This window comes from Achromobacter sp. FW305-C-13 (assembly GCF_058783475.1).
Window position 1 is genome coordinate 302,319 of sequence record NZ_JBYSYN010000004.1, and the last position, 21,968, is coordinate 324,286.

At 66.9% G+C, this 21,968-nt stretch carries 23 protein-coding genes and 1 riboswitch; of the genes, 6 read left to right on the top strand and 17 right to left on the bottom strand.

The window, feature by feature from the left end; all coding sequences use genetic code 11:
• Positions 1-31: 31 nt before the first annotated feature.
• Together AC3WMU_RS24995 and AC3WMU_RS25000 are read right to left on the bottom strand one after the other, a co-directional pair.
• Positions 32-733, bottom strand: coding sequence for a GntR family transcriptional regulator (locus AC3WMU_RS24995; protein WP_006227210.1), 702 nt, complete (start codon positions 731-733; stop codon positions 32-34).
• A 126-nt stretch (positions 734-859) separates the two neighbouring features.
• Positions 860-1,498: a trimeric intracellular cation channel family protein gene (locus AC3WMU_RS25000; protein ID WP_035214041.1), complete on the bottom strand. Its 639-nt coding sequence runs from the start codon at positions 1,496-1,498 to the stop codon at positions 860-862.
• Between the two features lie 262 nt (positions 1,499-1,760).
• On the opposite strand from AC3WMU_RS25000, the gene AC3WMU_RS25005 reads away from it, so the two are divergent.
• Positions 1,761-2,627 (top strand): universal stress protein, encoded by an 867-nt coding sequence (locus AC3WMU_RS25005; protein WP_492283110.1) that lies wholly within the window; start codon positions 1,761-1,763, stop codon positions 2,625-2,627.
• Between the two features lie 85 nt (positions 2,628-2,712).
• Here AC3WMU_RS25005 and AC3WMU_RS25010 read toward each other — a convergent pair whose 3' ends face one another.
• The 3 genes from AC3WMU_RS25010 to metX form a co-directional block, all read right to left on the bottom strand.
• Positions 2,713-4,026 (bottom strand): muropeptide transporter, encoded by a 1,314-nt coding sequence (locus tag AC3WMU_RS25010; protein WP_267880232.1) that lies wholly within the window; start codon positions 4,024-4,026, stop codon positions 2,713-2,715.
• Between the two features lie 47 nt (positions 4,027-4,073).
• Positions 4,074-4,688, bottom strand: coding sequence for a methionine biosynthesis protein MetW (gene metW, locus AC3WMU_RS25015; RefSeq protein ID WP_006227214.1), 615 nt, complete (start codon positions 4,686-4,688; stop codon positions 4,074-4,076).
• Complete coding sequence (gene metX / locus AC3WMU_RS25020) at positions 4,685-5,947, bottom strand: homoserine O-succinyltransferase MetX (RefSeq protein WP_006227215.1); 1,263 nt, start codon at positions 5,945-5,947, stop codon at positions 4,685-4,687. The genes metW and metX overlap by 4 nt, the downstream gene beginning before the upstream one ends.
• Positions 5,937-6,018, bottom strand: a riboswitch (SAM riboswitch). (Overlaps the previous gene by 11 nt.)
• 134 nt (positions 6,019-6,152) lie before the next feature.
• Between metX and AC3WMU_RS25025 the strand changes: the two genes are divergently transcribed.
• Positions 6,153-7,160, top strand: a complete 1,008-nt coding sequence (locus tag AC3WMU_RS25025; protein ID WP_088591000.1) for an Ldh family oxidoreductase — start codon at positions 6,153-6,155, stop codon at positions 7,158-7,160.
• A gap of 26 nt (positions 7,161-7,186) precedes the next feature.
• On the opposite strand, the gene AC3WMU_RS25030 is transcribed toward AC3WMU_RS25025, so the two are convergent.
• The gene (locus AC3WMU_RS25030) at positions 7,187-8,086 is read right to left on the bottom strand and encodes an AEC family transporter (RefSeq protein WP_006227217.1); all 900 of its coding nucleotides are present in this window, start codon (positions 8,084-8,086) and stop codon (positions 7,187-7,189) included.
• Between the two features lie 258 nt (positions 8,087-8,344).
• Between AC3WMU_RS25030 and AC3WMU_RS25035 the strand changes: the two genes are divergently transcribed.
• Positions 8,345-8,548 (top strand): helix-turn-helix domain-containing protein, encoded by a 204-nt coding sequence (locus AC3WMU_RS25035; protein WP_035214062.1) that lies wholly within the window; start codon positions 8,345-8,347, stop codon positions 8,546-8,548.
• On the opposite strand, the gene AC3WMU_RS25040 is transcribed toward AC3WMU_RS25035, so the two are convergent.
• The gene (locus AC3WMU_RS25040; RefSeq protein ID WP_006227219.1) at positions 8,538-9,095 is read right to left on the bottom strand and encodes a hypothetical protein; all 558 of its coding nucleotides are present in this window, start codon (positions 9,093-9,095) and stop codon (positions 8,538-8,540) included. The two genes, AC3WMU_RS25035 and AC3WMU_RS25040, sit on opposite strands and share 11 nt — an antisense overlap.
• Before the next feature lie 60 nt (positions 9,096-9,155).
• On the opposite strand from AC3WMU_RS25040, the gene AC3WMU_RS25045 reads away from it, so the two are divergent.
• The 3 genes from AC3WMU_RS25045 (at position 9,156) to AC3WMU_RS25055 (ending at position 12,256) form a co-directional block, all read left to right on the top strand.
• Positions 9,156-10,049 (top strand): alpha/beta hydrolase, encoded by an 894-nt coding sequence (locus AC3WMU_RS25045; protein ID WP_052017940.1) that lies wholly within the window; start codon positions 9,156-9,158, stop codon positions 10,047-10,049.
• 32 nt (positions 10,050-10,081) lie between these two features.
• Positions 10,082-11,653 (top strand): glutamate--cysteine ligase, encoded by a 1,572-nt coding sequence (gene gshA, locus AC3WMU_RS25050; RefSeq protein ID WP_424626650.1) that lies wholly within the window; start codon positions 10,082-10,084, stop codon positions 11,651-11,653.
• 81 nt (positions 11,654-11,734) lie between these two features.
• A complete protein-coding gene (locus AC3WMU_RS25055) occupies positions 11,735-12,256 on the top strand; it encodes a lipocalin family protein (RefSeq protein ID WP_006227222.1) in 522 nt (173 codons plus the stop codon).
• Between the two features lie 320 nt (positions 12,257-12,576).
• Here AC3WMU_RS25055 and AC3WMU_RS25060 read toward each other — a convergent pair whose 3' ends face one another.
• The 10 genes from AC3WMU_RS25060 to AC3WMU_RS25105 form a co-directional block, all read right to left on the bottom strand.
• Positions 12,577-13,521: a M14 family metallopeptidase gene (locus tag AC3WMU_RS25060; RefSeq protein ID WP_006227223.1), complete on the bottom strand. Its 945-nt coding sequence runs from the start codon at positions 13,519-13,521 to the stop codon at positions 12,577-12,579.
• A gap of 63 nt (positions 13,522-13,584) precedes the next feature.
• A complete protein-coding gene (locus tag AC3WMU_RS25065; RefSeq protein ID WP_035214063.1) occupies positions 13,585-14,577 on the bottom strand; it encodes a Bug family tripartite tricarboxylate transporter substrate binding protein in 993 nt (330 codons plus the stop codon).
• A 144-nt stretch (positions 14,578-14,721) separates the two neighbouring features.
• On the bottom strand, positions 14,722-15,636 hold the full coding sequence (locus AC3WMU_RS25070; RefSeq protein WP_492283111.1) for a LysR family transcriptional regulator: 915 nt from the start codon (positions 15,634-15,636) through the stop codon (positions 14,722-14,724).
• 52 nt (positions 15,637-15,688) lie between these two features.
• A complete protein-coding gene (locus tag AC3WMU_RS25075; protein WP_492283112.1) occupies positions 15,689-16,573 on the bottom strand; it encodes an alpha/beta hydrolase in 885 nt (294 codons plus the stop codon).
• Positions 16,566-17,327 carry a GntR family transcriptional regulator gene (locus AC3WMU_RS25080; protein ID WP_492283256.1) on the bottom strand — a complete coding sequence of 254 codons (762 nt, stop codon included), beginning with the start codon at positions 17,325-17,327 and terminating at the stop codon, positions 16,566-16,568. The genes AC3WMU_RS25075 and AC3WMU_RS25080 overlap by 8 nt, the downstream gene beginning before the upstream one ends.
• A gap of 64 nt (positions 17,328-17,391) precedes the next feature.
• Complete coding sequence (locus AC3WMU_RS25085) at positions 17,392-18,084, bottom strand: ABC transporter ATP-binding protein (RefSeq protein ID WP_006227228.1); 693 nt, start codon at positions 18,082-18,084, stop codon at positions 17,392-17,394.
• On the bottom strand, positions 18,071-18,841 hold the full coding sequence (locus tag AC3WMU_RS25090) for an ABC transporter ATP-binding protein (protein WP_006227229.1): 771 nt from the start codon (positions 18,839-18,841) through the stop codon (positions 18,071-18,073). Before AC3WMU_RS25090 ends, AC3WMU_RS25085 begins: the two co-directional genes overlap by 14 nt.
• Complete coding sequence (locus AC3WMU_RS25095) at positions 18,831-19,817, bottom strand: branched-chain amino acid ABC transporter permease (RefSeq protein ID WP_088591010.1); 987 nt, start codon at positions 19,815-19,817, stop codon at positions 18,831-18,833. Before AC3WMU_RS25095 ends, AC3WMU_RS25090 begins: the two co-directional genes overlap by 11 nt.
• Positions 19,814-20,728 carry a branched-chain amino acid ABC transporter permease gene (locus AC3WMU_RS25100; protein ID WP_006227231.1) on the bottom strand — a complete coding sequence of 305 codons (915 nt, stop codon included), beginning with the start codon at positions 20,726-20,728 and terminating at the stop codon, positions 19,814-19,816. The genes AC3WMU_RS25095 and AC3WMU_RS25100 overlap by 4 nt, the downstream gene beginning before the upstream one ends.
• The gene (locus AC3WMU_RS25105) at positions 20,725-21,918 is read right to left on the bottom strand and encodes an ABC transporter substrate-binding protein (RefSeq protein WP_006227232.1); all 1,194 of its coding nucleotides are present in this window, start codon (positions 21,916-21,918) and stop codon (positions 20,725-20,727) included. Before AC3WMU_RS25105 ends, AC3WMU_RS25100 begins: the two co-directional genes overlap by 4 nt.
• Positions 21,919-21,968: the final 50 nt, after the last annotated feature.

A 21,968-nucleotide genomic window follows, 5' to 3' on the forward strand; every position in this document is an offset into this window, starting at 1 on the left:
CGGTCGACTGGGGTTGAACCGGGCGGCCGGATCAGGCCCGGCCGTAGCGCGGCGCCAGGTCTTCGGCAGCCTGTTCGGCCGCGTCGCGGTACGACTGCAGGATGCCGGGCAGCACTTCCACGACATAGCTGCGCGTCAACTCGGCCGCGCGCTCGAAATCGCGGCCGGCCAGGGCTTGCGTGATGCCCTGCGTGTAGACCTGCAGGGTGTTGGTTTCCATCGAGCGCCTGGCCAGCAGGTAACGCAGCGGTTCCACCTGTTCGTAGAGCTTGCTGAGCATGCTGGTCAGCGGCGTATTGCCCGTGTAGCGGGCCCCCGCCAGATAGAACTCGCGCGAGGCCGCGATGCAGGCGCGGATGTCGCGCTTGGCCACCGCCGCCGCAATGGCGTCGTCATAACTGCGCAATTCAGCCACCAGCGGCGCCAGGTCGCGCATGTCCGCCAACTGGCGGATGCAATACGCCTCCAGCTCCGCGCGCAACATGTACAGGTGGCGGATCTGCGTTTCGGTATAGAGGGTGACCCTGAAGCCCTTGCGTTGGATATGCGTAACCAGGCCGCTCAGTTCCAGCAGCCGCAGCGCTTCCCGGATGGGGCTGCGGCTGGTGCCGAAACGCTGCTCCAGTTCTTGCTCCCGCAAGGGCTGCCCGGGCCGGATAGTGCCATCCACTATCAACTCACGAATCTGTTCCTGGAGGAAATACGGAATCGTGGCGGGCGCTTTGACGTCCAATCGGCTCCCCTTGTACTGCGCGATGCATGTATGAGACAGGGAGAAGATACTAGAAATCTATTGAAACACAAATAAGAATATTGTTGCAGAGGCGAAACGGCCGCCTGACACGCCCTTGACGGCGGATCAGTGCCAATCGTCGCGGTAGACGAACTTCGGCATCTGCCAATTGAAGCGCAGGGCCAACAGGCGCAAGGCCAGACCGACCGCCAGCGCCAGGGGTACCGCGGCATTGGCCGACAGGCCCAGCGACTGGCCGCCCAGGTACAGCGCCCCGGTCACGACCGATACGCTGGCGTACAGCTCCTTGCGGAACAGCAGCGGCACTTCGTTGCACAGCACGTCGCGCAGCACCCCGCCTGCACACCCGGTGATCATGCCGCTGATCAGCACCACCGTGATCGGCAGCTGCATCAGCTGCGCCACCTGGCAGCCGATGACGGTGAACGCCACCAGCCCCAGCGCGTCGGCCAGCAGGAACACACTGCGCAGGCGCCGCATGACGGGTGCGATCAGCGCGGTCAGGATGGCGGCGCCGCCCGTCATCCACAGATATTCGGGGTGGACGACCCAGGTCAGCGGGTAATGCCCCAGCAACACGTCGCGCAGCGACCCGCCGCCCAGCGCCGTCACGCAGGCGATGATGCAGACGCCCATCCAGTCCATGTCGCGCCGGCCCGCCGACAGCGCCGCGGTCATGGCTTCGGCCACGATGGCGACGAGGTACAGCGTATGCAGCAAGGCGGGGGAAATATCGGAGAACATGGGGAAAGGCAGGGATAAGACAGTAATCGGGCCGGAACGGGCCGGGCTCAGGATACGGCAGGCCCCATTGTATTGATCCTGATCTGGCGCAAGCCGCCATTGCCTGCCGGCGCCCCATCCCGTACGCTGGACCGTGCGTTGATATCAATCAATCCCCGGCCCGCGTCGCGGCGGGACAATGGGGACATGCCCTGACGGGCGGTAACAGCCAGGCGACGCGGACGCGGGAGCCGACAGCCTGGCGTCAACCGGGAGATAACGTATGACACAGCAAACTGGCCCCATCCTGTTGGCCACGGACCTGAGCGCGCGGGGCGACCGCGCCCTGGACCGCGCGCTGCAGCTCACCAAAGCGCTCAACACCAAGCTGATCGTCCTGCACGTCATGGAAAGCCATTCCACGTCGGCCCGCCTGACCACGCCGGTCTGGCGGCGCCTGTCCTCCGACCACAAGGCCCTGGCCGAACGCGAGCTGGCCGAAGACCTGGCCGCGGCCGACGTGCCGTTCGAAGTCGTCGTGGTGTCCGGGGATCCGCTGGCGCACATCATGGAAACCGCCGACAGCTTCGGCTGCTCGCTGGTCGTCACCGGAACGGCCCGCGACGAGACGCTGGGCCGGCTGCTGCTGGGCACCACCGTCGAAAAGCTGGCCCGCCAGGCGCGCCAGCCCGTGCTGGTGGTCAAGACGCGTCCGCGCAAGCCCTATCACGACGTACTGGTCGCCACCGACTTCTCGCCCGGCTCGCGCCAGGCCCTGCGCGCGGCGCTGCAACTGGTGCCCGATGCCAACCTGACGCTGTTCCACGCCTATGACGTGCCGTTCCAGGGCAAGACCGTGCCCGACGACGCCATCACACGCAGCTTCTACAAGGGCGCCGAGCAGAGCGCGCGGGAATTCACGGCCGACACGCCGGAACTGGCCGGCCTGACCCCGAACATCGTGCTGGAACCCGGCCAGCCCGAAACGGTGCTGTCGGAATATTCGTTCAACCACCGGTCCGATCTGGTCGTGACAGGCACCCACGGCCGCACCGGCATCCTGCGCACCGCCATCGGCAGCGTGGCCGAACGGCTGCTGGAATCCCTGCCCAGCGACGTGCTGATCGTCCGGCTGAGCGAAACGGAATAAGCCAACGCATAAAAAAAGCGGCGCCAGGAATCGGGCGCCGCTTTTTTTCGTCCGAACGGACCGATCGCAAGGGATTGATCCGCCGTTATGCCTGGTCGCCCTGCCGTTCCATGGTGTCAATCGTGCCGCGCAGGACCTTCAGCAGCACCAGGCCGGGCAATGCGATCAACACGGTCAGCAGGAAAAAGCCCGGCCAACCCATGTATCCGACCAGCGGTGGCGTGAGCGGTCCGGCCAGGTAGGTGCGGCCCACCGCCGACAGCGCTGACAGCAGCGCGAATTGCGTGGCCGAGAACCGCTGGCGGCACAGCGCCATCAGCAATCCGACGAAAGACGCGGTGCCCAGCCCGCCGCACAGGTTCTCGATGCCGACGCCCGTCGCCATCAGCCACAAGTTCTTCGGGCTGATCGCGATCAGCCAGTACGCCAGATTCGATACGGCCTGCAGCAGGCCGAAGACCATCAGCGACCGGTACAGGCCCCAGCGCGACATCAGCGATCCACCCGCCAGCGCGCCCACAATGGTGGCGGCCAGCCCCAGCACCTTGTTCACCGTGCCGACTTCGGTCGGCGTGAAGCCCGCGCCCCGGATCAGGAAAGTGGTGGACAAGGCGCCGGCGAAGGCATCGCCCAGCTTGTACAGCACGATCAGCAGCAACACCGCCAGCGCACCGCGCCGCGTGAAGAATTCCTGCAGCGGTTCGCCGACCGCCGCGCGCAGGCTGCGCGGCGCGCGGGCGACGTGTTCGGGTTCGGGCGCCAGCAAGGTGGCCACCGAGCACAGCAGCATCAGGCCGCCCATCAGCACATAGGTGTAGCCCCAGCCGATCCACTGGTCTGCCAGGATCAACGCCAGCCCGCCGGAGGCGATCATGGCCAGCCGGTAGCCCATTACCTTGATGGCGGCGCCGGCGCCGCGTTCCTCCTTGCGCAGCACGTCCGTGCAATAGGCGTCGAACGCAATGTCTTGCGTGGCGGACAGGAAGGCCACCAGCACGGCCAGCATGGCCAGCGGCATCAGCGCCGCCGACGGCGACAGCATGCCCATTGCCATGATGGTCACGGCCAGCAGCAATTGCGTCACCAGCATCCAGCCGCGGCGCCGCCCCAGCAAAGGCGGCACAAAGCGGTCGACCAGCGGAGCCCAGAGGAATTTGATGGTGTAGGCGGTGCCTACCAGGGTAAGGAAACCGATTTCCTGCAGCGGCACGCCTTCGACGGTGGCCCAGGCCTGCAAGGTTCCGCTGGTCAGGGCCAACGGCAGTCCGCTGGCAAAGCCCAGGACCAGCAAGGGGGCCACGCGGGGGCTGGTGTAGACGTTGGATACAGCGGTAATGACGGTCTCCTGAAACTCAGCCGGCGCGGCGCAACAGGCATTGCGCCGCGGGCTTCCCGGCATTTTAGGGCCAGTCAGCCCGCGCCGTCAGGACGATCGGTGTCGGAATGTCAGGGGGACGCGAAGCGGTACACCGCCAGCGTGCTGCGCCAGCTGGGGAACAGCTTCACCTCGCGGCCTTCGTTGAAGGTCGCGCGCTCCAGGATGCGCACGTCCACGACGCCAGCCAACTGTTCAAAGTCGCGCAGCGTGCACAGGTGGATGTTCGGCGTGTTGTACCACTGGTAGGGCATCTGGCCCGTCACCGGCATGCGGCCGCGCAGGATGGCCCAACCGTGCGGCCAATAACCGAAGTTGGGAAACGACACGATGCCGTAGCGCGCCACGCGCGCCATTTCCCGCAGGATGTGCTCGGTGCGGTGCATGGACTGCAAAGTCTGCGACAGCACGACGGTATCGAACTGCTTGTCGTCGAACAGCGCCAGGCCGTCTTCCAGGTTTTGCTGGATCACTTCGACGCCGCGGCGCACGCAGGCGATCACGCAGGTGTCATCCAGTTCGACGCCCGCGCCGCGCACCTGGCGGTGGTCGCGCAGGTGCGCCAACAGCGCGCCGTCGCCACAGCCCAGGTCCAGGACGCGGCTGCCGGGTTCGATCCAGCCGGCGATGCGCGCCAGGTCGGGCCGCAGCGCGCTGTGGGCATAGCGGGGGGTCACAGGGGTCATTCAGAGCGTCCTTCGGTCGGGGCAGCAGCGCCGCCAAGCCCAAGCTCGCGCGCGATGCGTTCGTAATAGCCACGAACCACGGCATGGTAGCGCGCGTCTTCCAGCAGGAAGGCGTCGTGGCCATGCGGCGCGTCGATTTCGGCGTAGGTCACGGGGCTGGCGTTCTTCAGCAGCGCGCGCACGATCTCGCGCGAGCGCTCGGGCGGAAAGCGCCAATCGGTCGAAAACGACACCAGCAGGAAGTCGGACTTGGCCGGCGCCAGCGCGCGCGCCAGATCGCCGCCGGTCGTGCGGGCAGGATCGAAATAATCCAGTGCGCGCGTGATCAGCAGATAGGTGTTAGCGTCGAAGTAGCGGGTGAATTTTTCGCCCTGATAGCGCAGGTACGACTCCACCTCGAACTCGACGTCGTAACCGTAGTGGTAGGCGCCGTTCTCGGCGGGCGCGCGCTGCGCGCGGCCGAATTTCTCGGCCATGTCGTCGTCCGACAGGTACGTGATGTGGCCGATCATGCGCGCCACCGACAGGCCGCGGCGCGGCACGGTGTCTTGCGCGTAGTAGTCGCCGCCGTGGAAGTCCGGGTCGGTGATGATGGCGCGGCGCGCGACTTCATTGAAGCCGATGTTCTGCGCCGACAGGCGCGGCGTGCTCGCGATCACCACGCAATTGGCCACGCGATCGGGCAAGGTGATGGCCCAGCTGAGGGCCTGCATGCCGCCCAGGGAGCCGCCCATCACCGCCGCGAAGCGTTCGATGCCGAAGTGATCTGCCACGCGGGCCTGCGCGCGCACCCAGTCTTCCACCGTCAGCACCGGAAACGCGGCGCCCCAGGGCTTGCCGGTGGCGGGGTTGATGCTGGCCGGGCCCGTCGACCCGAAGCACGAGCCCAGGTTGTTGACGCCGATCACGAAGAAAATGTTGGTGTCCACCGGCTTGCCGGGGCCCACCATGTTGTCCCACCACCCCACGTCGCTGGGGTTGTCCGCCGCTTGCCCCGCCACATGGTGCGAGGCATTGAGCGCATGGCAGATCAGGACCGCGTTGGTGCGCTGGGCGTTCAACGTGCCGTAGGTTTCCACGGCAAGTTCGTAGGCGGCCAGCGACTGGCCGCTAAGCAACGGCAGCGGCTCATCGAAACGGATGAAAGTGGGTGCGACAAGTCCGACGGAACCGGGATCAACGGCGTCGGAAGTCGTGACGGTTGCGGGAACGAACCCGCTGGCCGAATCACCGGCCAAATGTTGGGCAGGAGTGGTCATACGGACCTCTTTAGCTGGATTTATTGGAAGGCGCCCGCAAGCGGATCAGGCAAATCGGCGCCGAAATATGGGTAATGCAATCTGTACTGCGAAAAGAATTCTAGCACTGCTTGTGAACGCGGCCATAGCCCGCCGGCCGGTGGGACAATAGCTTTACCGGCGGCGTCCCCCACCGAACGCGGCGCGCCCCCCTGACAGGAAGGATATGGCTCACATCTATCTGGACGAACTTCAACACCTGGCGGCGGCCGGCCTGGCCGCCGCTGGCGCCAACCCGGCGATGGCCGACAGCACCGCCCGCGCGCTGGTCTTCGCGGAAAGCCAAGGCCTCAGTTCCCATGGCCTGTCGCGCGTGCCGTTTTACGCCGGCCACCTGCGCGCGGGCCGCGCCATCGGTTCGGCCGTGCCGCGCATCGTGCACGAGCGCGGTGGCGCCGCGCTGATCGATGCGGGTTCGGGCCTGGCGTTTCCGGCCTGCGCCCTGGCCGTAGAAGAGGCCGCCACCCGCGCCCGCGAACACGGCATCGCCTTCATCGGCGTCGCCAACAGCCACCATTTCGGTGAAGCCGGCTACCACCTGGAAGCCTTGGCCGATGCCGGGCTGGTGGCGCTGGCGCTCAGCAACTCGCCGGCCGCCATGCCCGCCTGGGGCGGCAAGCGGCCGCTCTTCGGCACCAACCCTATCGCCGCGGTCTTTCCGCGCCGGAACGGCGCGCGCCTGGTGATCGACCTGTCGCTGTCGCAAGTGGCGCGCGGCAAGCTGATGATCGCCGCGCGCGACAACCAGCCCATTCCGCTGGGCTGGGCGCTGGACGCGGACGGCCAACCCACGACCGACCCCAAGGCGGGCTTGGCGGGCAGCATGCTGCCCGCCGGCGGCGTCAAGGGCGCGATGCTGGCGCTGATCGTCGAACTGCTGGCCTGCGCCCTGACCGGCGCACACTTCGGTTTCGAGACAGAGTCGTTCTTCGTCGACGCGGGCGGCCCTGCCCGGCTGGGCCAGGCTTTCATGGCGATAGATCCCGGCGCGCTGGCCGGCAACAACACCTATCTGGAGCGCGTCGAAACGCTGGTCGACGCCATGCTGGAGGACGATGGCGTGCGCCTGCCCGGCGACCGCCGCCGCAAGCTGCGCGACGAAGCGGTCAAACACGGCGTGGACATCCCCGACGCGCTCATGGCGCAACTGCGGACGATGGCGGGCGTGGCCTGACGGGCCCCTCGATTGAACGCCCGCGCCTATGCCCCGGCGCGGGTGAACCACAGCATCAGCGGCGCCAGCAGCAGGAACACCACCGTGGACACCAGCACCGCGCCCGCTGCGGTGTCGCCCAACGGGGTGTAGCGCTTGGCGTACATGTAGCTGACCACCGCGCAGGGCATCGCCATCTGCAGCGTCAACGCCCCCGCCAGGACGGGCTCCAGGTCCAGCGCCCAGACCACGGCCAGCCCCGCCGCCAGGCCAACGCCTAACCGGATCGCGCCCACCTTGGCGCCGTCGCGCAGGCCGTTGGAAGGGATCAGCGCCAGGGCGTGGCCCAGGCTCAGCAACATCAGCGGCACCGTTACCGCGCCCAGCATCCGGGCTGTCTCGATCAGCCATTCCGGCACGGGGATGTGCAACATGCGCAGTCCCACCGCCACCACGGACGCCAGCAGAATGGGGCTTTTCCAGCTGCCCTTGGTGTTCACCCCGGGCAGCAGCCGCACGGCGATCGTGTGCATGACGAACGAGTTCACCGCAAAGAACGCCACCGCCACCGACAGGCCGGCGTCGCCAAAGGCCAATTGCGAAATCGGCAGGCCCAGGTTGCCGGCGTTGGGCAGGAAGGCCGTGGGCAGCAAGGTGCGCACGGGCAGCTTGCACACTTTCAGCAGCAACGCGGCGACCAGCGCGCACAGCAGCAGCGCCAGCAGCGTGGCCGCGGCCACGTCGGCCAGCGCGCGGTCGTCCAGGTGGGTCGTGACGAAGGTATGGAACACCAGGGCCGGCGTGGTCACCGACGTCACGAGCGTCGTGATGAACGCGCCGCCGAAGGGAATGTCGCGCTTGCCCCAGAACACCCCGATGCCCACGCAGAACAGCAGGGGCAGCATCAGCACAATGGCCGAGAGGTAGAACTGGGTGATGGCCAACATACGACTATTCCGTCAGAGATAAAGAGTTTGATGCGCTGCGGCATCAATGCTTGCCTACCGGCGGTGCGAGCCGCAGCATGGGGACGACATGTTAACTACCGGGCGTCCCCGCCCCCAGCCGCCATGACCGCCATCCGCCGCTTGTCCGCGTACCGCCCGTTGTTGCAGGCGTCTCTGCAAGTGACGTCCCAGCCCATGTCCGCCCTGAACCCGCCGATCTCTCCGCTGACCTCGCTGTCTGCGCCACCGGTTGCCAAAATGCTGTCCGACCGCCAGGCCGCCTGCCTGTACTGGTCCGCCGCGGGCAAGACCAGCTGGGAAACCGCCCGCATCTTGGGCGTCAGCGAAAGCACGGTGAACTTCCATTTGCGCAACGCCTGCGCCAAGCTGGGCGTGCGCGGCCGGCGGGCCGCGGTGGCCGCGGCGTTGCGCCAGGGCTTGCTGGACGCCGTCACGGCTTGATGGGCTTGGCCGGATTGATCACCACTGACCGCAGGAACTCGCGCGCCCGTTCGGCCGGCAAGCTTTCCTGCGTGCCTGCGGCCACCGCCTCGATCAGCATGGTGTCGGTCACCCAGACCTTGGCCTGCAGCCACCCCGGCTTGCCCATGGCCTTGCCGTGTACCTCGATTTCCTGCCCGTAGGCCGGCCATTCCGTGGGTGGCGGGGCCTGCATGTTGACGTATAGCGAAGCCATCAGCGCCCGGCCCAGCGCCTCTTTGGCGCTCGGATCTGCCGCGATCTCCGGCGGCAACGGGGCCGACCCGACCGCGAACACGGCTTCCCCCACGGTGGCGGTCGCCAGGGTAAAACGCAAGGTATGGGTATCCAGGCGCAGGTCGCGGGAGTCCGTCATGACCCGGTCCGGGAATGCCGCCCGCACGTGGCCGTCGGCCACGTCGACCTCCCGCCAGTTGTAACGCGGCGAACAGGCGGCCAGCACCAGCGCCAACCCCACAAAGAGGCCGGCTTTCTTGAACATGAAACGAAACAGCGATGAAATCGTCATTACCCGAGGACCTGGACGGTCTATCCATTTCAAGGAATGCAGAAATTGTCGCCGATTTCCATGACCCCAGCGCCCGACGGCACCCCATTGGCGAATTATGTCTGGCCTGCCGCCCCCAATGTTCCCCCGCCGATCACAGGTCCAGGCACGCCCAGCGTCTATCTGATGCACGGGCTGAGCGAGCACGCCGGGCGCTATGACCGCCTGGCCCGCTGGCTGGCCGCCCGCGGCTGGGCCGTGGGTGCGCACGACCATCGCGGCCATGGCCGTTCGGGCGGCCCGCCCGCCACGCTGAGCCACCAGGAAGACCTCGTCACCGACGCCGTCGACCGGCTGCGCGCCTGGACCCAGGCCCAGGGCCGTCCGCCGATCCTGCTGGCCCACAGCCTGGGCGCGCTGGTGGCGGTGCGGATTGCGCTACGCCGCATGGCGGAACTGGACGCCCTGGTGCTGAGTTCGCCGCCATTCGTGGTTCACGTGCCACAGTGGGTGCGCCGCACCCTCACCTGGATGTCGCTGCATGCCCCCGACCTGCGGGTGCCCCACGGCTTGGCGCCGGCCCGTATCTCGCACGACCGCGCCGTGGTGAAGGCCTACCGTTCCGACCCGCTGGTGCGGCGCCGCATGACAGGCAGGCTGGCGCGCTTCGTGGACGACGCCGGCCAGGAATCGCTGCGCGAAGCCGGGCTGCTGCCCTGTCGCACCCTGCTGATGGTGGCGGGCGACGACTCCATCGTCGCCGCCGAAGGCAGCCGCCAGTTCGCCCAGCGCGCCCCGGCGGAATTGCTGACGCTGCGCTGGTACGACACCGCCTGGCACGAGATCTTCAATGAAACGGCCCCTATTTCCGATCCGGTTTATGCTGATCTGGACGAGTGGCTGGCGCGCACGGCCCAGGCATTGTCCCTGCGCCCAGTACTGGCTCCCTCGGCACAGGAGGCCGGCACCCCGTAAAATCCCGCGACAGACCCAAACGAGAAGAATCCGTGACTGATACCGCCGCCAACCGCCTCTCCCGCCTAGAGGCCAACCGCTCGCTGCTGACCCAGACGCTGCGAGGCATCGAAAAAGAAGGCCTGCGCGTGGACGAGCAGGGCATCCTGGCCCGCACCCCGCATCCGGCCGGCCTGGGTTCGGCGCTGACCAACGAACACGTCACGACCGACTACTCCGAATCGCTGCTTGAACTGATCACGGGCACGCACACGGATGTGGACGCGCTCTTGGCCGAACTGACCAACACCCACCGCCACGTCTACAGCGTGCTGGACCATGAGCTGATCTGGAATCAGTCCATGCCCGCCACCCTGCCCGCCGAAGCGGACATCCCCATCGCCTGGTACGGCAAGTCCAATACCGGCATGCTCAAGCACGTGTACCGCCGCGGCCTGGCTGAACGCTATGGCAAGACGATGCAATGCATCGCCGGCGTGCACTACAACTTCTCGTTGGCCGAAGACCTGTGGTCCGTGCTGGACACGCAGCCGGGCTCGGTGCAAGACCGCCGTTCGCGCGGCTATATCGGCCTGATCCGTAACTTCACGCGCTACTCCTGGCTGCTGATGTACCTGTTTGGCGCGGCGCCCGCGCTGGCCAGCGACTTCCTGCGCGGCCGCGAGCATCCGCTTGAGCGCCTGGGCGACCACACGCTGTACCTGCCCTACGCCACCAGCCTGCGCATGAGCGACCTGGGTTACCAGAACAAGGCCCAGTCGCAGTTAAAGCTTTGCTACAACGACCTGGACACGTTCCTGGGCCGCCTGTACGACGCGGTGACGCAGCCCTGGCCCGATTACCAGAAGCTTGGCACGCATCGCAACGGCGAATGGATCCAGCTGAACACCAACGTGCTGCAGATCGAAAACGAGTACTACTCCAGCATCCGCCCCAAGCGCGCCACCGGCCGCTGCGAGCGCCCCATCACGGCCCTGGCCGAACGCGGCGTGCAATATGTGGAAGTGCGCTGCCTGGACATCGACCCGGATTCGCCCGTGGGCATCGACGCCAACACCAGCCGCTTCGTGGATGCTTTCCTGCTGTATTGCACGGCGTCGGACAGCCCCTTCTTCCCCGCCAACGGCTACTGTCAGCGCAGCGCCGACAACTTCTCCACCGTCGTCAAGGAAGGCCGCAAGCCCGGCCTGATGCTGGACCGCGAAGGCCAGCCCGTGGCGTTGGCGCAATGGGGCCATGAATTGCTGGACCAGATCGCGCCGTACGCCGCGCTGTTCGATTCCGCATTGGGCGGCAGCGCCTACGCCGAGGCCCTGTCCGCGCAGCGCGCCAAGCTCGACGCGCCGGATACCACGCCCTCGGCCCGCCTGCTGGATTCGCTCAAGCGCAGCGGCCTGTCGTTCCATGACTATTCGCTGCAGCAAAGCCGCAAGCACGCCGAGGCGCTGCGCGCGCAGGCCCTGCCCTCGGACCTGGCGGCGGCCTACGAGCAAGCGGCCGCGCAGTCGGCGATGGAGCAGCAACGCCTGGAGCAATCGGACACGGTGGATTTCGCCACCTACGTCGCGCGCTACCACGAGGCGCTGAAGGCCCCGCGCAAATAAGGCGTATCGTTAGGGTTTTGGTTTGCGGCGCCTGCATGACCGGCGCCGCAAACCGCGTCCGTCACTCAGGAGGTTTTTTCCATGCGCCGCACTGCAACATTCTTGCTGGCCTTGGCAGCCAGCATGGCGGGAATCGCCCATGCCGCGCCGCCGGCCATGCAGACCGTGGAATCGGTGGACCTGAAACGTTACGCCGGCATGTGGTACGAAATCGCAAATTTCCCCATGTTCTTCCAGCGCAACTGCGTGGGAGACACGACGGCCGAATACACCGCGCACGCTGATGGCACCGTGGGCGTGAACAACCGCTGCCGCACCAAGGATGGCGATATCGATTCAGCCTCGGGCACCGCGACCGTCGTGGAAGGCAGCAACAACGCCAAGCTTGAAGTGACGTTCGTCAAGCCGTTCAAAGGCGATTACTGGGTGATCGGCCTGGACCCGGAATACCGCTGGTCCGTGGTCGGCACGCCCGACCGCAAATACCTGTGGATCCTGTCGCGTTCGCCGCAACTGCCCAAGGAAGAACTCGACAAGGCGCTCGCCGCCGCGACGGCGCAAGGCTATCAGCTGGATGAGCTGCGCTACACGCCGCAGAAATAGCGCGGATCCTGTCGAACGCGATAGCACCGGTCGTGTCGACCGCGCTATCCGTACGATGATCCTCATCGCGCAATCCGTAGGATGGGTGGAGCGCGAGAGTCTTCATTCAAGGACTCGACTATGCAGCGCGCGCAACCCATCACGCAGCCGATGCGTTGTGGCTGAACCGGCTAAACACTCACCGTTGCTTGATGGGTTGCGCGCGCTGAGCATTCAGGTGCTTGGCTCGATCCTCTCGCGCTACACCCATCCTACGAGCATCCATCACGAGCGATGAGCGGCAATCAGCCCGACGAGCATCCGTCAGCCATATAAGGCAATCAGCCCGCGTAGTCGCGCGCCAGGCGAACCACCGTCACGCCGGGCTTCAGTTGGCGTAGCGACGGCATGATCAGCGTGCAGTCGTCGTAAGGCGTCACGATCGGCTGGCCATCCGCCCAGCCGATCACGGACCCCGCCTTTGCCAGCGTTTCCAGGCCCGTCCAGGCTTCCGAGAACCGCAGGTCCATCGACGGCGCAACGACCGCATTCGTCACTTCCAGCACGCGCTGCGCGGCAGGGTCCGGCAGTAGCCAGCCGGCCGGCACGTCGGCGGCATCGATCACCCCGGACTCCACCAGCATGCGCGCCACCATGTCGCGCGCCACATCGCGCGAGGCCAGCTCGCCGTGGAACCCGCATTCGATCAGCAAGGCGCAGGCATCTTCGCGCGCGGGGTCGCCGAACTGGGCGAAGTCGCGCATGCGCACGCCGTCCTTGTGGCCCGCGTCCACGATCACGTGTTGCGGCGCCTTCAGGCGGCGCGCCAGCGCGATGTTGCGCGGCAGGACGCCGGTCAGCAGCAAGGGCGCACCCGGCTCATGCATGGAATGCAGGTCCAGCAGCCAGTCCGCGCGCTGCACCCAGGGGCGCAGCGCAGCACCACGCTGGCGATCGGGCGTCGTGGGGTTGTCCAGGCGTTCGGCGCTCCAGACGCGGTTCATGTCTTCGGCCACGAAACGCGAGGCGTCGTGGTTGGCGTGGTCGAAGCGGTCGAACGCGTCCAGGTTGCAGAAGGCAAGCGTCAGGCTGCCGCGGCGCGGCTTCACGCCGGCGGCCAGCAAGTCCTTCAGTGCCCAGGCGCCGCACAGTTCGTTGCCGTGCACCAGCGCGGACACCATCAGCGCCCGCCCCGGCACGCCCGAATCAAAATGCCAGACGCCCGGCGTATCGGTGTTGCCGGCGCGCTCGGCGCTCAGGTCGGGAACGGGAAGCTTGAATTCCATGATGATGTCCGCTTGTCTGCCTGGTCTTGCGATTGATGAAAGCCTGAAATGACTGGGTCTGATTTATTGCGCTTCGATCTTCGCTGCCTTGACCAGCGCGCCGTACTTCTTCGTTTCTTCAGCCTGATAGGCGGCCAGATCGACACCCGGCTTGGCCACTTCGCCGCCGGCTTCCTGCATCTTGGCGCGGAACGCCTCGGACTTCAGCGTTTCGTCCAGCACGCCGCGCAGCTTGGCGACGACGGGCTCGGGCAAGCCGGCAGGGCCATACAGCGCAAACCACAGGTTGATGTCGACGGACTCGAAGCCCGGCGTCGCGGCCAGCGGCGCAATCTCGGGCGCGGCCGGCGAACGCTTGTTCTCGGTCAGGCCAAGTGCCACGATGTTGCCGCTGCGCACTTGCGGCAGGCCCGAAGACAGCACCAGCATGCCGTAATCCAGCTGGCCGCTCATCAGGTCGGTCACCAGCGGCGACACGCCGCGGTAAGGCACGTGCTCGGCGCGGGTGCCGGTGGCCTGGTTGATCATTTCGCCCGCCAGGTGCAGCGTGGTGCCCACGCCCGACGACCCGTAGTTGAACGTGCCGGGCTCGGCGCCGCGCAGCTTCTTCAGATAGTCGGCGGCGGTCTTCACGCCGGAGTTCTTGCTGGCTGCCAGCAACATCGGCTGCGAAGCCACCAGCCCCAAGGCGGTGAAATCCTTCGCGCTGTCGTACTTGACCGCCGTGTTGATCATGCGGGCGATCACCATTTCATTGGTGGAGCCCAGGAAGATCGTATAGCCGTCCGGTGCCGCGCGTGCCACGCGTTGGGCGCCGATCGTGCCGCCAGCGCCGCCCACGTTTTCCACGACCACGGTCTGGCCCAGGCGCTTGCCCAGCTCTTCGCCCAGCAGGCGGGCGGTCAGGTCCAGGCTGCCGCCGGCCGGGTAGCCGACGATCAGCGACACGCTGCGGGCGGGATAGTCTGCCGCCAAGGCGGCGGGAGCGACGGCAACGGCCGAGACGGCACAGAGCGCAACAAGCGCTGCACGCAGCGGATGCAGGATGGACTTCATGTTTTCTTCCTTGGGGTGCTGAGGGTGGACGGCGTTGCCGTCTCGTTTGAGGTTTAGCGCCACATTTTCACGGGCGGCGCACACGCCATCCGTGCCAAAACGGCACATCTTGGTGCTTATCCAGTTTGGCAGGCTGCCTGCGGATCAGGCCTTGCGGTTGGCGGTGGCTTCCCAGGCGGCTTCGGCCAGGTCCGTCAGCCGGGCCCGCGGACGGTACAGGCGCACCTCGAAGGCGATCTCTTCGCTGCGCCCGCCCAGCGCCGCCAGCGCGCCCCGCCGGCAATCGGCCGCCACCATGGACCACGGCAGCCACGCCACACCTACACCCTTGGCCACCGCGCCATGCGCGGCATCCAGGGAATCGCTGCGCACGAACGGTGTCAGCGCAAAAGGCGTGGTTTCCAGGCGGTCGCCGACGATGCGCTCCATCGCCAGGCCGCCCGTATAGGTGATCAACGGCACCGGCGTGCCGCCGTCTTGCAGCGTGTAGCGCGCGCGGCCGCGCGTGTCCATCTGGCTGACCGGCACCAGTTTGTCGGTCGCCAAGGTCATGTAGCGGTAGCGCGCCGGGCTGAGCGGCACGGACAGCGCCGGGTGCTCGTAGCAGCACAGCAGGTCTACCTTCCCCTGCTCCAGCCGCACCACCAGGTCCTGCGCCTTGCCGGTGGACAGCTCCACCTGCGTGCCTTCGGTCAGTACCTTGGGCGTGCGGTGCCGTAGGCGCGCGATCCAGTCCGCCACCAGCGTGCGGGCCAGGCTGCGGCCCGTAGCGATGCGCAGCACCGCCTCGCCGCCGGCGCCCGAACTGCGGATGCGGTGGCGCACCAGCCCCATCTGCTCGACCACCTGGGTGGCGGTCTTCAGCAGCGCCTCGCCTTCCGGCGTCAGCGTGACGGGCAGATGCTGCCGTTCGACCAGCGGCGCGCCCGCCCAGGCTTCCAGCGCGCGGATGCGCCGCCCAAACGCGGGATGCGTCACGTGGCGCAGTTCGGCCGCGCGCACGAAGCTGCCGGTGCGCGCCAGCGCGATCAGGTCTTCAAGGAGTTTCAGGTCGGCCATGAGACGCAAGCTTACGCCATCGACCGACCGCCGGACCGCCGATCCTGCAGGGTCAACGCGCCGCCAGCCCCATCATCGCCAGCGTGGCCCGGGTCAGGTCGCTGTCCGGGTCTTCCAGTTCGTTGACCAGATCGAAGTGATTGCAGTGCGGCGTGGGAATGCGCGTGGACGTCAGGCCGGCCCCGTTCCAGGCGGCTTCAAAGGCCGCGGTCTGGTTCTTGAAGCCCTGCGTCTCCAGGCCGCCCACGGCCAGCAGCATCGGACCGGCGCGCTCCGGCAGGTGGAAGATCGGGCTCTGGTGCGCCGCTTGCTCGGGCGTCAGCCGCAGCCAGGTATTCGGCAGGATGTCGCACAGCGGCCGCAGGTCGAACAGGCCGCTTAGCGCCAGCGTCCCCTTGATCACGTCGTCCGGCACGCCATACCGGGCGGGCCAGCCGGGCGCGGCCAGCATGCCGGCCAGATGCCCGCCCGCCGAACTGCCGCCCACATACAGGCGGTCAGGATCGATGCCGTAGGCGGCCGCATGGCGGTACAGCCAGGCCACGGCGGAGCGCACCTCGCGCACGACTTCGCCCAGGGTAGCTTCGGGCACCAGCGTGTATTCCAGCGTCGCGACGGCGGCGCCGGCGGCGTTGAACGCCTCGGCCATCACCGGCGCGTCTTCCTTGCGTTGCGCGCGCCAGTAGCCGCCGTGGATGAAGACGAACAGCGGAGCCGGCGCCTGCGAGGCGGCAGGCAGGAACAAGTCCAGCCTTTCGTCCTGGCCCATGCCGTAGCGCAGGTCCAGCACGCCGGGGCGGCGCGTGCGCACCCGGGCTGACGACTCGGCGTAGCGACGCACGCAGGCGTCGAAATCCGCTACCGATTCGCGCGCGTTGTATTGGACGTCACGTTCGGCGATGGAAGAGAAGAAAAGGTCGATATCCGTGTCATGCATGGCGGGCCTGCGTGTCGGGCTGTGAAATGATTCGTTCGATGAACTGCGCGGTCTTGCGGTAATGGGCCGCCAGCATGGCGACCGAGCCTTCGATGTCGCGCGAGATCGCGGCATCCAGCAACTGGCGGTGCTCGTCATCGACATTACGCTCCGGCCCGTAGGCCGTGGCGCCGGCGCGCGCCGGCCGGCGGTAGCGCTCGGTCTGCGCGTAAAGCTGCGTGGACAGGTCCAGCAGCCAGTGCGAGCGGCACGCGCCGATCAACGCATGGTGGAAATCCAGGTGGCGCGCCTCGAGCAGTTCTTCCAGCTCTTCGGAGGGCGGCTGCGCGTCGCCCGCGCGCTGCGCGGCCAGGGTCAGGGCGTGATAGGCGCCGACCAGCCGCGCTTCCCAGGCATCGTCGGCGTTGGCCAGCGAACGGCGCAACGCGTCGCTGTCGATCAGGATGCGGGTTTCACAGGCGTCCCACATTTCCTCGACCGACAAGGGCGCGATGCTGAAGCCGCGCGACGTCGTGTTGATGACCATGCGTTCGCTGCGCAAGCGGTTGAGCGCCTCGCGGATCGGGGAAAAGCTGCTGCCGTAGCGTTGCTTGAGCAGTTCCAGCCGCAGGGACTGGCCCGGCGCGAAAGCGCCGCTCATGATGTCGCGCCGGAGCAGGCGGTAGACCTGCTCGGACAGCGTGATTTCCTCTACTTCAGCGTTCCCGTCCGATCCAGCGTCGTCCTGGCGGGAAGCTTTGATTCTTGGCTTCAACATGCTCTCCAGATGTCAGCGGCTTGCCCGCCGGCCCGCGTACAGGCGGGTCATTCTACCCGCCTCATATCCCCAGATACCGCTGCGCCAGCTCCGGCTGCGCAGACAGTTCCGCCGGCTTGCCCGACCACGCCACGCGGCCCTTGTCCACGATGTAGTGGCGGTCGACCAACGTGGCCATTTCGGGCAGGTTCTTGTCGATAACGAGGATGGTCTGGCCCTCGCCCTTCAAGGCGCGCAGGCAGCGCCAGATCTCTTGCCGGATCAGCGGCGCCAGCCCTTCGGTGGCTTCGTCCAGGATCAGCAGCTTGGGGTTGGTCATCAGCGCGCGGCCCACGACCAGCATCTGCTGTTCGCCGCCGGACAAGGTGCGCGACGACTGCGTGCGGCGTTCCTTCAAGCGCGGAAAGAGCGCGTAGACGCGTTCCAGGTCCCACCCGCCGGCGGCCGCGCGCGCGGTGGCCACCAGGTTCTCCTGCACGGACAGCGATCCGAACACGCGGCGCCCTTCGGGCACCAGCCCCACGCCCAGCCGCGCCACGGTACTGGGCGCGGACCGGCCCAGGGTCTGCCCCCGGAACTGCACCGCGCCGCCGGTGGCGGGCAGCATCCCCATCAGGGTCTTGATGGTGGTGGTCTTGCCCATGCCATTGCGGCCGATCAGCGAGATCACCTCGCCTTCACTGGCCTCGAACGACATGCCGAACAGCACTTTGCTGGACCCGTAACCGCCAGTCAGCCCGTCAACCTTCAACATGTTCTTCTCCCAGATAGGCCGCGCGCACCTCCGGATGCCGGCGCACCTCGTCGGGCGCCCCGCTGAACACCACGCGGCCGTAGACCAGCACGCTGATGCGGTCGGCCAGGGCGAAGACGGCGTCCATGTCGTGTTCGACCAGCAAGATGCCGTAGTTGCCTTTCATGCCTTGCAGCAGCCGCGTCATGCGTGCCGATTCCTCGGGTCCCATGCCGGCCATGGGCTCGTCCAGCAGCAGCAGGCGTGGCGACCGCGCCAGCGCCACGGCCAGCTCCAGCTGCCGCTTTTCCCCGTGCGCCAGGTCCGCCGAGCGCACATGGCGGCGGTCCGCCAGGCCCACGTGCGTGAGCCACTGCATGGCCTCGTCCTTCAGCGCCGCATCGTGGCGCGGGTTCGACCACGCCCCGAAGGCCGGGCCGTCCTTAAGCATGCGCGACAGGATCACGTTCTCAAGCGCGGTGTATTCGTGGCACAGCTCGGTGATCTGGAACGACCGGCCCAGGCCCAGCCGCGCGCGCTCGAAGGCGCGCAGGGCCGTCACGTCCTTGCCGTCCAGATGGATGCTGCCGGAGTCCGGCCGGATCTCGCCGCAGATCTGCGCGATCAGCGTGGATTTGCCGGCGCCGTTGGGGCCGATGATGGCGTGGATCTCGCCCGCCCGCACATCCAGGTCCACGCCGTTGGTGGCCACCACCGCGTCAAAGGCCTTGCGCAGCTGCGTCAAGCGCAACAGGCTCACGCTTGCGTCAGTCGGCATGGCGCGTCTCCAGCAGTTTTCCGAACAGGCCCTTCTGCCCCCACAGCACCACCAGCACCAGGATCGGCCCCATGTACAGCAGCCAGTGTTCGGTCAAGGACGACAGCATCTGCTCCAGCCCCAGGAACACCGCGGCGCCCGCGATCGGCCCCAGCAGCGTGCCCACGCCACCCAGGATCACGATGGCCATCAGTTCGCCTGACTTGGTCCACGCCGCCATGTCCGGCGTCACCAACCCCGCGTAGTTGGCCCACAGCACGCCGGCCAGGCCCGTGCCCACGGCGGACAGCACAAAGGCGCTCAGCCGGTAGGGCGTGGGCGCCACGCCCAGGTTCACCGCGCGCCGTTCGCTTTGGCGCAGCGCTTGCAGCACCATGCCGAAACGCGAGTTGGTGACGCGGATGCAGAACAGCGTCCAGGCGGTCAGCAGCGCCAGGCACACGTAATAGAACACCATCGGGCTTTCCAGATTGATGCCCGGCAGCACGTTGCGCTGCGGAATCATCAGCCCGTCATCGCCCCCGTAAAACTGCAGCGACACCAGCACGAAATACACCATCTGGCCGAACGCCAGCGTGATCATGATGAACTGCACGCCGCGCGTGCGCAGCGCCAGGTAGCCGAAGATCCAGCCGGCCAGCGCGCAGACCGCCAGCGCGATCGGCCACACCACCAGCGCCGCATTGCTACCCGCCCAGCCGAAGATCGGCCCCGCTTCGGCGGTATGGAAGGCGATGATGCCCACCGCGTAGCCGCCCAACCCGAAGAACATGGCGTGGCCGAAGCTGACCATGGCGCCGTAGCCGATCACCAGGTCCAGGCTGACCGCCGCCAGCCCGTAGATCAGAAAACGCGTCACCACGCCGATCAGGAACGGCGAGCCCGAGGCAAGCGCCGCGGCCGGCAGCAGGATCAGCACCGCCAGGCCGGCCAGGCCCCAGCGGGCGCGATTAGAAAGTGTCTTAGCCATCATCATCCTCGCGCCGGGAACAAGCCGCCCGGCTTGGCGATCAGCACGATCGCCATCAGCACATAGATACTGGCCGACGCCAGGCCGGCCGCCAGCGGGTCCGCCGTGGCGGGCGAGAACACCGTGGACAGCATCTGCGGCAAGAAGGCCCGCCCCAGGCTGTCCACCATGCCGACCAGCAAGGCGCCAGCCAGGGCGCCACGCACCGAACCGACCCCGCCGATCACGATGACCACGAAGGTGGTGATCAGGATGCGTTCGCCCATGCCGATTTCAACGGCCAGCAGCGGCGCGGCCATCACGCCGGCCAACCCGCACAGCAAGGCGCCCAGGCCGAACACCAGCGTGTAGAGCTTGCGGATGTCGACGCCCAGCGCGTCCACCATTTCGCGGTCGTCAGCGCCCGCACGGATCAGCATACCGATGCGCGTGCGGTTGACGAGCCACCACAGACCCACCGCCACCAGCGCGCCGATCGCGATGAACGACAGGCGGATCACCGGATACTGGAATCCCGGCGCCAGCGTCACCGCGCCTTCCAGGAACGACGGGATGCCCACCAGCGGCGGGCGCCGCCCGAAGATCAGGCTGACCGCTTCGTTCGAAAACAGCAGCAGGCCGAACGTGGCCAGCACCTGGTACAGGTGATCGCGCTTGTACAGCTTGCGGATCACCAGCACCTCGACCGACACGCCGTACAGGCCGGCACCCAACAAGGCCGCCAGCACGCCGGCCAGGAACGACCCCGTGGTGCCGATCGCGTAGGCGGCGCAATACGCGCCCACCATGTAGAAGGACCCGTGCGTCAGGTTCACCACGCCCATGATCCCGAAGATCAGCGTCAGTCCGGCCGCCAGCATGAAAAGCATGGCGCCGAACTGCAGGCCGTTCAGCAGCTGTTCGAACAGAAGCGTCATGATGGCATCTTGCAGAATTGGGCGTAGGCGTCCTTATCGTCGGACACCAGCTTGCGGACCAGGTGCGGCGACAACGTGCCGTCGCTGTCTTTGCCGATGCGCATCAGGTAAAGGTCCTGGATGGGATGCTGGTTGGTATTCATGCTGAACGTGCCGCGCAGCGACGTGAATTCCGGCTTGCGCAGCGCCGCGCGGAATTCCGCCGCCTTGGACAGGTCGCCGCCCGTGGCCTTCAGGCCCGCGCCGATCAGATTGGCGGTGTCGTAAGCCTGCATCGCGTAATCCGTCGGCACGCGGCCGTAGGCTTCTTTAAAGGCCTTCACGAATGCCTTGGACTGCGGATTGTCGAAGTCCTGCGACCAGATGCCGGTGGTGTAGGACCCGACCGACGCGTCGCCCGTTGCCTGAATCATGCGCGCATCCATCGAAAAGCTGGGCATCAGCATCGGGATGGTCTTGTTCAAGCCCGCCGCCGCATACTGCTTGACGAAATTGATGCCGGTGCCGCCCGGATGGAACTGGTAGATGGCCTCGGGCGCCAGCGAACGCAGGCGCGCCAGTTCCACCGAAAAGTCCGACTGGTCCAGCTTGGTGTAGATCTCGGCCACCACCTCGCCCTTGTAGGTGCGCTTGAAGCCTTCGATCGCGTCGCGGCCCGCCTGGTAGTTGGGCGCCAGCAGCACCACGCGCTTGTATCCCAGCTCGTTGGCGGCCACGCCGCCCGCCGTATGGAAGGCATCGTTCTGATACGACGCCACGAAATAGTTGGGATCGCATTTCTCGCCCGCGAAATTCGACGGTCCGGGATTCAGGCTGACGTAGAACGCGCCCGACTTCACCACGCTGGGCACGACGGCGGCCAGCACGTTCGAGAAGTTCACGCCCGTAAAGAGCTTCACGCCCGATTGCAGCAGGCGGTCGGCGGCCTGCTTCGCATTGGCGGGCTTTAAGCCATCGTCTTCGATGACCAGCTGCACCGGCACGCCGCCCAGCTTGCCGTCGCCCTGCTTGATGGCCAGATTGAAGGCGTCGCGCTCGTCTTCGCCGATATAGCCCGCGGGCGTGGACAAGGTGGCGATGAAGCCGATCTTGACGGGGTCTGCGGCCTGCGCCGCACCCATTGCGGCAGCCGCGCCCAGCACGGCGGAAAGCGTGGCGGCCACGCCGCCTTTTTTCTGTTTCATGATCATGTTTTCCCCTTGGAGACTGCGTGGCCCGCCTGGCAGGCGGGGCCGAGTGA